Origin of the sequence: Planosporangium thailandense (assembly GCF_011947195.1) — a bacterium.
GTDB classification, from domain to species: Bacteria; Actinomycetota; Actinomycetes; order Mycobacteriales; family Micromonosporaceae; genus Planosporangium; species Planosporangium thailandense.
Map to the genome: position 1 here is coordinate 410,779 of NZ_JAATVY010000003.1, position 13,341 is coordinate 424,119.

Below are 13,341 nucleotides of genomic sequence, written 5' to 3' on the forward strand. Positions count from 1 at the left end.
GGCTCAGCCGGTGACCGGCCGCGCCGCCGTGTAGCTCACCGTCGAACCGTCCACGGCGCACCCCGTCAGGTGACCGCCGTCGGCGCCCAGCTTGACCAGGAACTCGTACTCCTCGGCGGCGGCGTCGCGCGGGAAACGGTCGGTCGAGGTCCGGGTGGACCGCTCGAACAGCTCCCGCCGTACCCCGCGCGCCTCGTCGAAGGCGCCGGTGAGCGCGGCGACGTCGTCGCCCGCCAGCGCCTCGGCCAGCTCGGCGAGGAACGCCTGTACGAGCCGGAGGCTCTCGCCGATCGCGTCCCGGTTGTTGACCAGCATGTCAACGGTGCGCACACTCGGCGTGCCCGCCACCCGGGTGCCGTCACGGAAGCTGCCGGCCGCGAGGCTCAGGACGCCTTCGCGCAGCGCCGACCGGGCCACCGCCCCGGCGAGGCTGCCGGCCAGCAGGTGCGGGATGTGCGACGACAGCGCCACGATCGCGTCGTGGGTCCGCGGCGCCAGCGGTACGACCTTCGCGCCCAGCGCCGTGGTGACGAGTCCGCTCAGTCGGCGGAACGGATCCAGCGGCACGCCGGGCTGCGGGCACAGCACCCACGCGGCGCCCACGAAGAGGTCCGGGTCGGCGGCGGCCAGCCCGGAGCGCTCGGTACCGGCCATCGGATGCCCGGGTACGAACCGGTGCGCCCACCCGTTGTCGCGGGCGTACTCGGCGATCGGCGCCTTGACGCTGCCGACGTCGGTGACGACGCAGCCGGTGTCGGCGTGCTTGACCACCTCGGCGAGGGTGTCGGGCAGCAGGGACAGCGGGCCGGCCAGGAACACCACGTCCCGGCCGTCGACGGCGTCGGGAAGCCGCTCGGCGAACGGGATCGCGTGCTCGCGGGCGTAAGACACCGTCCCGGGATCGGGGTCCCAGCCGGTGGCGTCGATCCCGGACCGCAGCAGCCGGGTCAGGATGGACCCGCCGATCAGGCCCGTGCCCAGTACCGCCACCCGCATCTGTGCTCCCCACGCGCTGCCGCCGCGAAGTAGGTTACGTTGGCTAGCCTGGCCGCATGACCGATACCCCTACCGTGGCGGTACGAGGCGAGGCCTTCCTCGAGGTCGAACCGGAGCTGGCGGAGGTGACCGTCACCGTCGGCGCCCGCGGCTCCGACCGGGAGGAGACCCTGCGTCGGCTGGCTGAACGCGCCGAGACGCTGCGCGGGCTGCTCGACGGGTACGCCGAGGCGATCGAGCGCCGCGAGACCAGCCGGGTGCACGTCTACCCGGAGCTGAAGCGGTCGGGGGAGCGGGTGCGGGCGTACACGGGATCGGTCTCCACCGCCGTGACGTTCTCCGACTTCACCCGGCTCGGCGATGTCGTGCTGGCGCTCGCCGACGCCGAGCAGACGACCGTGTACGGGCCGGCGTGGTCGTTGCGGCCCGACAGCGCCGCGTACGCCGAGGCCCGCCGCGCGGCGATCGATGACGCGCTCGGCCGCGCGCGGGAGTACGCCGGCGCCCTGGGCGCCCGGCTGGTGCGCCTGATCGAGCTGACCGACTCCGGCCTGGCCGGACAGCGCGGCCCGCGGCCGATGGCGATGGCCGCGCGGGTGGACGCCTTCGGCGGCGCGCCCGCGCCGCCCCAGCTCGACCTGGATCCCCAGCGGCAGACCGTGCACGCCGCGGTCGAGGCCCGGTTCGCGATCAGTGAGCCGACCGTCCTCGGCTGAGCCGCCAGATTGACGGACGCTTTCGCACATGATCGGCGTACGGCGGGGTATTCGCTGCTGGTCGTGCGGACCCAGGAGGCGGCCATGACGAGACCTCGACGGAGGCCGCGGGTGACGGTGGAGGACATCGCCGTCCCGAAATGGAACGTGGTGGACGAGTTCATGGCGGCGCTCGGCGAGGCGGCCGCCGACGCCGGGCCGCACATGCGGGCGGAGCCGAAGCCGGCTCCCGAGTGGCGTGCGCTGCATCCGCCGCCGCAGGCCCCGGAGCCGCCCCGGCCGGGACCGATCTACATCTATCCGTGGATCAACCGGGACCTGCCGTGGGGCTGCGGCACCTGCGGACCGATGGGTGAGGGCAGTGAGGACGCGGCGGTGCCACCGGTCGATCCGGCCGAGGCGCGGCTGAACCCCGACGAACTTCACCTGGTGGCGAGCGAGCCGGAAGAGCCCGGCGAGGCGATCTTGGAGGAGAAGGAGCGCGAGGGCGGGCCGCGCCGCCCACGCGAAGCTTAGTCGTTGGCGTGCAGCGCGGCGTTGAGCTCGATGCCGCGGCCGGCGCGCTCGCGCACCTCCAGCGTGCCCGTCAGCGAGTTGCGCCAGAACAGCAGGTTGTTCCGCCCGGACAGCTCGCGCGCCTTGACGACCTCGCCGGACGGCAGCTTCACCTTCGATCCTGCCGTGATGTAGGTGCCGGCCTCGACCACGCAGTCGTCGCCGAGCGAGATGCCGATGCCGCCGTTGGCGCCGATCAGGCAGCGCTCGCCGAGGGTGATGACCTCCTTGCCGCCGCCGGACAGGGTGCCCATGATCGAGGCGCCGCCGCCGACGTCGGTGCCGTCGCCGACGACCACCCCGGCCGAGATGCGCCCCTCGACCATGGAGGAGCCGAGCGTGCCGGCGTTGTAGTTGACGAAGCCCTCGTGCATGACGGTGGTGCCGCTGGCCAGGTGGGCGCCGAGCCGTACGCGGTCGGCGTCGGCGATCCGCACGCCGGACGGCGTCACGTAGTCGACCATCCGCGGGAACTTGTCGATGCCGTACACGTTCAGCCGGTCGCCGCGCCTGCGCAGCGCCCAGCGCAGCTCGTCCACCCGGTCCGGCGGGCAGGGGCCGGCCGAGGTCCACGCGACGTTCGCGAGCAGCCCGAAGATGCCGTCGAGGTTGGCCTGGTGCGGCCTGATCATGCGGTGGGAGAGCAGGTGCAGGCGAAGGTACACGTCATAGGTGTCCTTCGGCGGGTCCGACAGTGAGTTGATCATGGTGAGGACGGCGGCGGTCCGCAGGCCCGGGATCGGCCCGGCCTCCGCCACCGACGAGTCGAACAGCTCTGCCACCGGAAGCGGCTCGCCGGCCTTCGCGTTCACGTCCGGGGTGCCGAACCCGAGCTTGCCGGTCGGGTACCAGGTGTCGAGCACCTGCCCGTCGGCGGTGAGGGTGGCTAGTCCCAGGCCCCAGGCGGGCGAATCGCTGCTCACGTGTCCTCCTGGTCGTCCCAACGACGCGCCGAAGGCGCGCTCTCCCACGGCCTGTCACGCTATCGTCCCGGCCGCCGCGGGGTCGCGTTAGGGTCAGGTCGTGCTGACGCCCGAAATCCTCGCCGATCCGGTCCAGTTGACCCGCGCCCTCGTCGACGTCGAATCCGTCTCCGGCAACGAGGCCGAGCTCGCCGATCAGGTCGAGGCGGCGTTGCGCGCCGCGCCGCACCTGACCGTGGAGCGCCACGGCAACGTCGTGCTCGCCGGCACCCGGTTGGGCCGGCCGCAGCGCGTCATCCTCGCCGGGCACCTCGACACCGTGCCGGTCGCCGACAACGTGCCGTCGGTCGTCGAGGGCGACGTCATCCACGGCTGCGGCACCTCCGACATGAAGTCCGGGGTCGCGCTGGCGCTACACCTGGCCGCGACGGTCGCCGACCCGCGCTACGACGTGACGTACGTCTTCTACGACTGCGAGGAGGTGGAGTCGGAGCGCAACGGCCTCAACCGGCTGGCCCGTACGCACCCGCACCTGCTCGCCGCCGACTTCGCGATCCTCCTCGAACCCACGTACGGGCTGGTCGAGGCCGGTTGCCAGGGCACCCTGCGGGCGCGGGTCACGGCGGTCGGGCAGCGTGCCCACTCGGCCCGGTCATGGCTGGGCATAAACGCGATTCACGCCGCCGGGGAGATCATGACCAGGCTCGCGGCGTACGAGCCGCGCACGGTGACGATCGACGGCTGCACGTACCGGGAGGGGCTCAACGCGGTACGCGTCTCGGGCGGCATCGCCGGCAACGTGATCCCGGACGAGTGCCAGGTCGAGGTCAACTACCGGTTCGCCCCGGACCGTACCGAGGACGAGGCGGCCGCGCACGTGCGTGACCTGTTCACCGGGTTCGCCGTCGAGATCACCGATTCCGCGCCGGCCGCGGCGCCGGGGCTGTCCGGCCCGATCGTCAAGGAGCTCCTGGACGCGGTGGGCCAGCCGCCGCAGGCGAAGCTGGGCTGGACCGACGTGGCCCGGTTCGCGACCCTGGGCGTACCTGCGCTGAACTTCGGTCCGGGCGACCCCAACCTGGCGCACAAACGGGACGAGCGGGTCGAGATCCCCAAGATCGTGGCGGGCGCGGGCGTCCTACGGCGGTGGCTGTCCGCGTGACGCCGCGCGTCCACTTCGGGTGAAATTGACGCGCGCCGTGACCTCGGCGCGAAATCTCATTGGCTACGGTGATCGAATGGCGAACGGCAGTGTCAACGGCAGGGGCAGGCGGATGCCTGAGCGGCATCAGGGCGCCGTCACTGTCCGGCGAGCGGTGATCCCACCGAGTACGGCCGACGAGCGGCTGCTGGACTCCCGGCAGCGGGGGGACTGGAAGACCCGTGACGCCTGGCGGGCCCTGCGGATCCTGAGCGAGTTCGTCGAGGGCTTCGACACCCTCGCCGACCTGCCCCCGGCGGTCAGCATCTTCGGGTCGGCGCGCAGCAAGCCCGACAGTCGCGAGTGGCAACTGGCCGAGCAGGTGGCCGCCGCGCTCGCCCGCGCCGGCTACGCCGTGATCACCGGCGGTGGTCCCGGTGTGATGGAGGCCGCGAACAAGGGCTGCGCCGAGGCCGGCGGCCTGTCCGTGGGGCTGGGCATCGAGCTGCCGTTCGAGCAGGGGCTCAACGAGTGGGTCGACCTCGGCATCGATTTCCGGTACTTCTTCGCGCGCAAGACCATGTTCGTCAAGTACGCGCAGGCCTTCGTCGTCCTGCCCGGTGGCTTCGGCACCATGGACGAGCTGTTCGAGGCGCTGACCCTGGTGCAGACGAAGAAGGTCACCCGGTTCCCGGTCGTGCTCATGGGCACCTGGTACTGGCAGGGCCTGGTCGACTGGATGCGGGACACGATGGCCACCGAGGGCAAGATCGCGCCGGCGGACCTGCGGCTGTTCTGCCTGACCGACGACGTCGACGACGCCGTGCGGCACATCGTCAACGCCGACGCGGAGATCGCCGCCGAGCAGGAGGCGGTGCTGGCCCGGGCGGCCGCCGAGCAGCAGGCCGCCGCGGCCGCCGAAAGTATCAGCGACGAGCCCGCCACGGGCCCGGAGGCCTAGGGTGGCGGCGATAGGCGTCTTCTGCGCCTCCTCGCGTACTGTCGACCGCCGCTGGCTCGACCTGGCGTACGAGGTGGGTGTACAGATCGGACGCCGGGGCCACACGCTGGTGTCCGGCGGCGGTCGGGTCGGCATGATGGGTACGGTCGCCGCGGGCGCCCGGTCCGCGGACGCGCACACGCTCGGCGTGATCCCACAGTCGCTCGTCGACCTGGAGGTCGCCGACGACGACGCCGACGAACTGCTGGTCACCGACGCGATGTCGACCCGCAAGACGGTGATGATCGACAAGTCGGACGCGTTCCTCACGCTCCCGGGCGGCCTCGGCACGCTCGACGAGCTGTTCGAGGTATGGACGACGGCGACGCTCGCCCTGCACGCCAAGCCCGTCGTCCTGCTGAACGCCGACGGCTTCTACAACGGACTGCTCGACTGGCTGCGGGGGCTCGAGTCCACCGGCTTCGCCCGGCCGGAAGGGCTCGACCTGTTGATCGTCGCCGATTCCGTCGCCGCCGCGTTCGACGCCGTCGAGCGCGCGGTAGGCTGACCTGCGTCGATATGTCGTACCAGCATGTTCTGATGCCGCGGTGACCACCGCTACCGCAGCTCCCGGCGCGCCGCGCCGGGATTACCGACTCGTGCGCCCGGTGGGCGCGGGCGAGGCCGGCCCGGCCACGCCCCTCGCCGACCCCGGGCAGCGGCAGGTCATCACGCATGTCGACGGGCCGTTGCTGGTCATCGGCGGGCCGGGCACGGGCAAGACGTCGACGCTGGTCGAGGCGGTGGTGGCCCGGGTGGCCGAGGGCGTCGCCCCGGAGCGCGTGCTGGCGCTCAGCCACAGCCGCCGGAGCGCGCTGCACCTGCGGGACCGTGTCGAGGCGCGGCTGGGTGCCGTGGTCGGGCGCCGGAGCCTGGCCGAGCCGATGGTCCGCACGTTCCCGGGGTACGCGTTCGGCCTGTTGCAGCGGGCCGCGGCGCTGGCCGGCGATCCGCCACCCCGGCTGCTCACCGCCGCCGAGGCGGACCTCGTGATCCGTGAACTGCTCGACTCCGAGTCCGAGCAGGAGGCCTGGCCGGAGGCGCTGCGCCCCGCGCTGCGCACCCGCGCGTTCGCCACCGAGCTGCGCGATCTGCTGCTGCGGGCGGTGGAGCGGGGCATAGGCCCGGCCGAGCTGGCCGCCCACGCCCGGGCGTTACGCCGGCCCGACTGGTGGGCCGCCGCCCGCTTCTACCGGCAGTACCGGCAGGTGCTGGCGCTGCGTGACGCGACCGGCCAGGGCTCGGTCGGCTACGACGGCGCCGAGCTGGTCCGGGCGGCGACGTCGCTGCTGCTCGACGACCCGCACCTGCTGACCGCCGAGCGTCGAGGTGTCGCGGCCGTCTATGTCGACGAGTTCGCGGATACCGATCCGGCGCACCGGGACCTGCTCGCGGCGCTCGCGGGCGGCGGCAAGCACCTGGTGGTGTTCGCCGATCCCGATTCGTCGACGTTCGCGTTCCGGGGGGCGGACCCGTCCGGGGTGGCGGAGTTTTCCGATCGCTTCCGCACCACGGCCGGGGCGGAGGCGCCGACCGTGACCCTCGGCCGGTCGTACCGGTGCGGTGCGGAGCTGCTCGCGGCGAGCCGCCGGGTCGCGGTGCGGCTGCGCGGTCCGTCCCGGCACCGGGTGCTCACGCCGGGCCCCTCCGCGCCGCCGGGCACCGTCGAGGTCCGGATGTTCCGTTCGGTGACCAGCGAGTCGGCCTACCTGGTGCACCGGCTGCGCGAGGCGCATCTGCTGCACGGCCTCGCGTGGTCGGACATGGCGGTGATCGTGCGGTCGACGGTCCGCCAGCTCGCGCCGCTACGGCGGGCGCTGTCGCAGGCCGGCATCCCCACCATGACCGCCGCCGAGGACCTGCCGCTGCAGGCCCAGGCGGCCGTGGCGCCGCTGCTGCTCCTGCTGCGGTGCGCCCTGGCGCCCGAGCGCCTAGACGAGGAGGCCGCCGTCGCGCTGCTGCACTCGCCGCTGGGCGGGGCCGACCCGCTCGCCGAGCGCCGGCTGCGGCAGGGTCTTCGGGCGCTCGCCTTCGCGGCGGGCGACCGGCGACCGTCCGGGGTGCTGCTCGTGGAGGCGTTGCGGGAGCCGGCGGTGCTCGCGACGACCGACCGCCGCTGGGCGGTGCCGGCCAAGGCGGTAGCCGATCTGCTGGACACCGCCCGGCGCACGGCGACGCGTGACGGCGCGACCGTCGAGGACGTGCTGTGGGAGGTGTGGCGCGCCAGCGGCCTGGCCGACCGGTGGGCTGCCGTGAGCGCGCAGGGCGGGCACCGGGGGGAGGCGGCCGACCGCGACCTCGACGCGGTCGTGGCGCTGTTCGACACCGCGGCCCGCTTCGTCGACCGGCTGCCCGGCGCACGTGCGGAGGCGTTCTGTGACCACGTGCTCGGCCAGGACCTGCCCGGCGAGTCGATCGCCCCGGCCGCCGAGCGCGGCCCGGCCGTCCGCATCCTCACCGCCCACGCGGCCAAGGGGCTCGAGTGGGAGTTCGTCGCCGTGGTCGGCGTACAGGAGGGCGCCTGGCCCGACCTGCGCCTACGCGGCAGCGTCCTCGGGTCGGAGGTGCTGGTCGACCTCGCGGCCGGCCGCGAGATGACCACGGCGGGACGGATCGCCGCCCAGCTCGACGAGGAGCGCCGGCTGTTCTACGTCGCCGCCACCCGGGCGCGTCGACACCTGCTGGTCACGGCCGTCGCCGGCGGAGACGCCGAGGAGCAGCCCAGCCGGTTCCTCACCGAGCTCGCCGACGAGATCCGGCCGGAGGTCACGCCGCCGCGCGCGTTGACCCTGCCCGCGCTCGTCGCGGAGCTGCGCAGCGCGGTCGCCGCGCCCGACGCTCCGGCCGCCCGCCGCCGGGCGGCCGCCGCGCAGTTGGCCCGCCTCGCCGCGGCCGGGGTGCCCGGCGCGCACCCCGACGACTGGTGGGGCCTGCCCGAGCTGTCCGACGACCGGCCGATCGTCGATCCGGGCGAGCCGGTGACCGTGACACCGTCCACCGTGGAGACGGTGCAGCGGTGCAGCCTGCGCTGGCTGTTGGAGCGTCACGGCGGCAAGGCGGCGTCGTCGCCGGAGCAGAGCATCGGCAACCTCATCCACGCGGCCGCGCGGCTGGCCGCGGACGCGACCGCCGACCGGGCCGCGCTCGTCGACTACGTGGCCGGTCGCTTCGACGCGATCGAACTGTCGGCGCGGTGGCTGGCCGGGCGGGAGCGGGAGCGCGCCGAGGCCATGTTGGACAAGCTGCTCGCCTGGCTGACCAGCAATCCCCGCCGGCTCATCGCGATCGAGCGGGACTTCCTCGTACGGCTCGACGACGACCTGCAGATCAAGGGCCGGGTCGACCGGCTGGAGCTGGACGAGTCGGGCCGCCTGGTGGTGGTCGACCTGAAGACCGGCCGGAGCGCGCCGACAGAGGCCGAGGTGGCCGACCACCCCCAGCTGGCGGCCTACCAGGCGGCGATCGAAGCCGGCGCGTTCGGTGAGTCCACCGAGGCCGGTGGAGCGGCGCTGGTCCACCTCGGCGCGGCCCGCAGCGGCGCCAAGGTGCAGGGCCAGGCCGCGCTGGCCGACGCCGAAGACCCCGGCTGGGCCCGCGAGATGGTCAGCCGGACCGCGCAGATGATGGCGGCGTCCACGTTCGAGGCCGTCCAGAACAACAAGTGCCGGGTGTGCCCGGTGCGTACCTCCTGCCCCATCTCCGGCAACGGGCGCCACGTGACCGACGGTGACGCGTGAGCGCCCCGCCGTCCCCGTACTCCCCGCGCCCAAGATCCGCGCAAGATGTGACTTCTTGCTGCTATTCGCGCGCTCGTGACAGCAAGAAGTCACTCTTTGCGATGATCTTGGAGGTGGGACGGTGACCCAGGACGCCCTGTTCGACGTCGCCCGTCCCCGGGCCACGCTCGGACCCCGCTACACGCCGCTGGAGCTGGCCCGCCTGCTCGGCCAGCCGCCGCCCACGCCGCAGCAGGCCGAAGTGATCGCGGCGCCGGTCGAGCCGCTGCTCGTCGTGGCCGGCGCCGGCTCGGGCAAGACCGAGACGATGGCCGCACGGGTCGTCTGGCTCGTCGCCAACGGCCACGTACGCCCGGAGCAGATCCTGGGCCTCACCTTCACCCGCAAGGCGGCCGGTGAACTCGCGCACCGACTGCGGCAGCGGCTGTCCCAGCTCGTACGCCGGCTCGGCCGTGACGAGTTGATCGCCGGTGAGCCGACCGTGGCCACCTACCACTCCTATGCGGCCCGCGTCGTGGCCGAGCACGGCCTGCGGGCCGGGTACGAGCCGTCCAACCGGCTGCTGAGCGAGGCGGCCTGCTGGCAGATCGCCGACGGCGTGGTGGTGTCCTACGACGGCGACATGTCGCACGTGCTCGTGACCCCGACGACGGTCACCGAAGCGGTCCTGAAGCTGTCCGCCGACCTGGCCGAGCACCTGCGTACCCCGGCCGACCTGGCGGCCTGGACCGGCCGCTTCTTCGCCGAGGTGGAGGCGCGTCCGGGCAAGATGCTCAAGTCCGTACGCGAGATCCTCAACCGCCAGAAGGCGCGCCTGCAACTGCTCCCGCTCGTGCGCGGGTACACCGACCGCAAGGGCCTGCTGGAGGCGATGGACTTCGGCGACCAGTTGGCCCGCGCCGCCACGGTCGCGAGCGAGCATCCCGAGGTCGGCCGGATCGAGCGGGAGCGCTACCGGGTCGTGCTCCTGGACGAGTACCAGGACACCAGTCACGCCCAGGTGGTGCTGCTACGCGCGCTGTTCGGCGGCGGGCATCCGGTGACCGCCGTCGGCGACCCGGCCCAGTCCATCTACGGCTGGCGCGGCGCGAGCGCCGGCACGCTCGAACGGTTCCCCGGCGAGTTCCCGGGCCCCGACGGCACGCCGGCCCGCGAACTGACGCTGACGACCAGCTGGCGCAACCGGCCCGAGATCCTCGACGTCGCCAACGCGCTGTCCGAGCCGCTCGGCCACCGGGTGCCCCGGCTGGCGGCCGCGCCCAGAGTCGCGCCCCGGGTCTCCTCGGCGACCGTCCACTGTGCGCTGCTGGAGACGTACGCCGACGAGGCGGGGTGGATCGCCGACCGGATCGTGGCCGCCTGGCGGACCGCAGCCGGCGCTCCCGACCACGTCGAGCCCGCCGACATCGCCGTGGACCGCCGACCGACGACGGCCGTCCTGGTCCGTACCCGCGCGCAGATCCAACCGATCGAGGCCGCGCTGCGGGCCCGCGGCGTGCCGGTCGAGGTCGTCGGGCTCGGCGGCCTGCTCGACACGCCGGAGGTCCGTGACGTGGTGAGCACGCTGCGGGTTCTCGCCGACCCGGCGGAGGGGGCGGCCCTGCTGCGGCTGCTCACCGGACCCCGCTGGCGGATCGGCCCGCGCGACCTGGTGGCGCTGCACCGCCGTGCCCGTGAGCTGGCGGCGTCGCGGACACGCGCGGAGCCGCTCGTGTACTCCGCACGTGACGACGAAGCCGCACTGGTCGAGGCGCTCGACGACCTGGGGGAGCCGGAGCGGTACTCGCCGGAGGGCCACCGCCGATTCGCCGCGTTCGCCGCCGAGCTGCGGGCCCTACGCGGCCGGCTCGACCAGCCGCTGCCCGACCTGATCCACGACGTGGAGCACACGATCGGGCTCGACGTCGAGGTGGCCGTCCGCCCCGGTGACGCCGGCCTCGCCCGCGGCCACCTCGATCTGCTCGGCGACATCGCCGCCCGGTTCGCGAGTGAGTCAGAGGCACCCACCCTGTCGGCGTTCCTGGCGTACCTCGCGGCGGCGGAGACCGAGGAGCGGGGCCTCGCGCCGGGTGAGGTGGACGTGGTCGAGGGCGCGGTGCAGATCCTCACCGCGCACGCGGCCAAGGGCCTGGAGTGGGACGTGGTCGCGGTGGCCGGCCTGACCGCGGGCGTGTTCCCCGGGCGGCCCAACAGCGGCGACCACTGGCTGCACGGGCTGGGCACCCTGCCGTTCGAACTGCGGGGCGACCGGGCCGGCCTGCCGGCGCTCGACCTGTCCAAGGCCGAGGACCAACGCGGGGTGGCCCGGGCGATCGACTCGTTCGAGGCGGCGTGGGAGGCCCACGACGAGCGCGAGGAGCGCCGGCTGGCGTACGTGGCCGTGACCCGGCCGCGCCGCCTGCTGCTGGCCAGCGGGTACTGGTGGGGCGAGACCGCCAAGCGCCCGCGCGGGCCGTCGCCGTTCCTGGTCGAGATCCGTGACCGGTGCCTGGCCGGCGCGGGCGCGGTCGACGGGTGGGCCGACGCCCCGGTCGAAGGCGCGACCAACCCGATGGCGGCGAAGTTGCCGAGGGTGACCTGGCCGGCCGATCCGCTCGGTCCCCGCCGCCAGTCGCTCGAGGAGGCCGCGGAGCTGGTGCGCGCGGCGCTGGCCGGGCGGGCGCCCGCCGAGTCCGACGACGACTGGGTCTACGAGGGGCACGCCTGGGCGTACGAGGTGGATCTGCTCCTCGCCGAGCGGGACCGGCTCACGCCCGATCCGGATTCCCCCGTCGACGTCCTGCTGCCGCCGCACCTGAGCGTCACGCAGTTGGCCACGCTGGGTGGCGACCCGCAGCGGCTGGCCAGCGCGCTGCGCCGTCCGTTGCCGGCCCGCCCCGCTCCGTACGCGCGCCGGGGCACCGCGTTCCACCGTTGGCTGGAGCAGCGGTTCCACTCCGACGGGCTGCTCGACTTCGACGAGCTTCCCGGCGCGGCCGACGCCGACGCGGCCGGTGACGACGCCCTGGACCTGCTGCGGGAGCGGTTCCTGGCGAGCGAGTGGGCCGACCGTACGCCGGTCCGCGTCGCGGTGCCGTTCGCCACCGTCCTCGACGGCGTCGTCGTACGGGGCCGCATCGACGCGGTCTTCGCCGGCGCGGACGGCAGCTACGACGCGGTGTGCTGGAAGACCGGTGCGCGGCCGTCGGCACCGGCGGCCACGACCGCCGCGTCGGTGCAGCTCGCCGCCTACCGGCAGGCCTGGGCCGCGCTGGCGGGGGTGCCGGAGGAGCAGGTCCGCGCGGCGTTCTGCTACGTACGCGAGGGAGTGACCGTACGCCCGTCGGAGCTGCCGGACGAGGCTGAGCTGGGCGCTCTCATCACCGACCTGCCCGTCGCCAAGCCTGGGAACGGGCCCGCCGACGACACCGATTCCTCGACAGACATCTATGCTTCTGATTGACATTCGGGAATAGATGCCGGCAACTGGCAACCGAAAGGGCCTTCCCGCACGTCTACATAGATGCTGGTGTCACCTGGTGGATCCGGGGGGAGTACGTCGATGATGGTCGGTCCGGGAGCGGCGTCGGGCCGACGCGCGGCCAACGTGGGAGAGATGCTGGTCGTCGTCGCGGTCGCCGCGGCCGGGGTGCTGGGCGCGGCGGTGCTGGCCCTGGGCCCGTGGCCCGGACCGGAGCCGGCGGCGGGGCACCCCCCGGTCGTCCAGTTCGATCCGCCCCCGGTGCGCGTCGTCCAGCACGGCTGATGAGCGGCGGTCAGGTGAGGTCGCGGTAGTAGTAGAACATCGGCTCGGTCGCCCCGGGCTCGGAGTTGGTGAAGCCGTGTGCCTCGTAGAAGCGGCGGGTGTCGGTGTCTTCGCCGTCCACGTTGATCTCGAGCGTCTCCGCGCCGCGTTCCCGTGCCAGCCGGCACGCGGCCTCCAGCATGGCGTGCCCGAACCGTTGTCCGCGCTGGTCAGGCCGTACATAGAGCTCGTCCAGAGCGGCGACCGGGCCGTCGCACCAGACGTTGGAACGCAACGAGAGCACCGCGACGCCGACGGCGGGTTCGCCAGCGAGCAGAGCGACGAGGTGGTCCCCGGCGATCAGTTTTCGCAGGCGCGCGGTGAGTACCTCCACGCCCGGAGACGGCGTGTCGAACTCGCGGTTGAAGGCGTCCAGTAGTTCCGCGACGACAGCGGCGTCGGACGACGTCGCCTGCCGTACCGCGGTCACATCGTCAGCTTCCATGATCCTGAAGGATATGCGGGGTCATAGGCCCGCAAACTCTTCAG

11 protein-coding genes are annotated in these 13,341 nt (G+C 73.6%); 8 read left to right on the top strand and 3 right to left on the bottom strand.

Annotated elements, in window-relative coordinates:
- Positions 1-3: 3 nt before the first annotated feature.
- The gene (locus HC031_RS07410; RefSeq protein ID WP_167924399.1) at positions 4-996 is read right to left on the bottom strand and encodes a prephenate dehydrogenase; all 993 of its coding nucleotides are present in this window, start codon (positions 994-996) and stop codon (positions 4-6) included.
- Positions 997-1,052: 56 nt separating this feature from the next.
- Here HC031_RS07410 and HC031_RS07415 point away from each other — a divergent pair, with 56 nt between their 5' ends.
- Positions 1,053-1,712: an SIMPL domain-containing protein gene (locus HC031_RS07415; RefSeq protein ID WP_167924400.1), complete on the top strand. Its 660-nt coding sequence runs from the start codon at positions 1,053-1,055 to the stop codon at positions 1,710-1,712.
- Between the two features lie 111 nt (positions 1,713-1,823).
- On the top strand, positions 1,824-2,228 hold the full coding sequence (locus HC031_RS07420) for a hypothetical protein (RefSeq protein WP_167924401.1): 405 nt from the start codon (positions 1,824-1,826) through the stop codon (positions 2,226-2,228).
- Here HC031_RS07420 and dapD read toward each other — a convergent pair.
- On the bottom strand, positions 2,225-3,190 hold the full coding sequence (gene dapD, locus HC031_RS07425) for a 2,3,4,5-tetrahydropyridine-2,6-dicarboxylate N-succinyltransferase (protein WP_167924402.1): 966 nt from the start codon (positions 3,188-3,190) through the stop codon (positions 2,225-2,227). The two genes, HC031_RS07420 and dapD, sit on opposite strands and share 4 nt — an antisense overlap.
- A gap of 100 nt (positions 3,191-3,290) precedes the next feature.
- Between dapD and dapE the strand changes: the two genes are divergently transcribed.
- From dapE to HC031_RS07455, 6 genes are all read left to right on the top strand, one after another.
- Complete coding sequence (gene dapE / locus HC031_RS07430; protein WP_167924403.1) at positions 3,291-4,352, top strand: succinyl-diaminopimelate desuccinylase; 1,062 nt, start codon at positions 3,291-3,293, stop codon at positions 4,350-4,352.
- Positions 4,353-4,428: 76 nt separating this feature from the next.
- Positions 4,429-5,292 carry an LOG family protein gene (locus HC031_RS07435; RefSeq protein WP_167924404.1) on the top strand — a complete coding sequence of 288 codons (864 nt, stop codon included), beginning with the start codon at positions 4,429-4,431 and terminating at the stop codon, positions 5,290-5,292.
- A 1-nt stretch (position 5,293) separates the two neighbouring features.
- Positions 5,294-5,839 (top strand): TIGR00730 family Rossman fold protein, encoded by a 546-nt coding sequence (locus HC031_RS07440; protein WP_167924405.1) that lies wholly within the window; start codon positions 5,294-5,296, stop codon positions 5,837-5,839.
- Positions 5,840-5,939: 100 nt separating this feature from the next.
- Positions 5,940-9,068, top strand: coding sequence for a PD-(D/E)XK nuclease family protein (locus tag HC031_RS07445; protein ID WP_167924502.1), 3,129 nt, complete (start codon positions 5,940-5,942; stop codon positions 9,066-9,068).
- Between the two features lie 121 nt (positions 9,069-9,189).
- Complete coding sequence (locus HC031_RS07450) at positions 9,190-12,510, top strand: UvrD-helicase domain-containing protein (protein WP_167924406.1); 3,321 nt, start codon at positions 9,190-9,192, stop codon at positions 12,508-12,510.
- 99 nt (positions 12,511-12,609) lie between these two features.
- Positions 12,610-12,813 (top strand): hypothetical protein, encoded by a 204-nt coding sequence (locus tag HC031_RS07455; protein ID WP_167924407.1) that lies wholly within the window; start codon positions 12,610-12,612, stop codon positions 12,811-12,813.
- A 10-nt stretch (positions 12,814-12,823) separates the two neighbouring features.
- Here the strand turns inward: HC031_RS07455 and HC031_RS07460 are convergent, their stop codons facing one another.
- Positions 12,824-13,297: a GNAT family N-acetyltransferase gene (locus HC031_RS07460; RefSeq protein WP_167924408.1), complete on the bottom strand. Its 474-nt coding sequence runs from the start codon at positions 13,295-13,297 to the stop codon at positions 12,824-12,826.
- Between the last annotated feature and the right edge of the window lie 44 nt (positions 13,298-13,341).

Bases quoted from the DNA above. Each gene is read 5' to 3' on its own strand.
- HC031_RS07410 (WP_167924399.1), bottom strand. From the start codon at position 996: ATGCGGGTGGCGGTACTGGGCACGGGCCTGATCGGCGGGTCCATCCTG.
- HC031_RS07415 (WP_167924400.1), top strand. From the start codon at position 1,053: ATGACCGATACCCCTACCGTGGCGGTACGAGGCGAGGCCTTCCTCGAG.
- HC031_RS07435 (WP_167924404.1), top strand. From the start codon at position 4,429: ATGGCGAACGGCAGTGTCAACGGCAGGGGCAGGCGGATGCCTGAGCGG.
- HC031_RS07455 (WP_167924407.1), top strand. From the start codon at position 12,610: ATGATGGTCGGTCCGGGAGCGGCGTCGGGCCGACGCGCGGCCAACGTG.
- HC031_RS07460 (WP_167924408.1), bottom strand. From the start codon at position 13,297: ATGGAAGCTGACGATGTGACCGCGGTACGGCAGGCGACGTCGTCCGAC.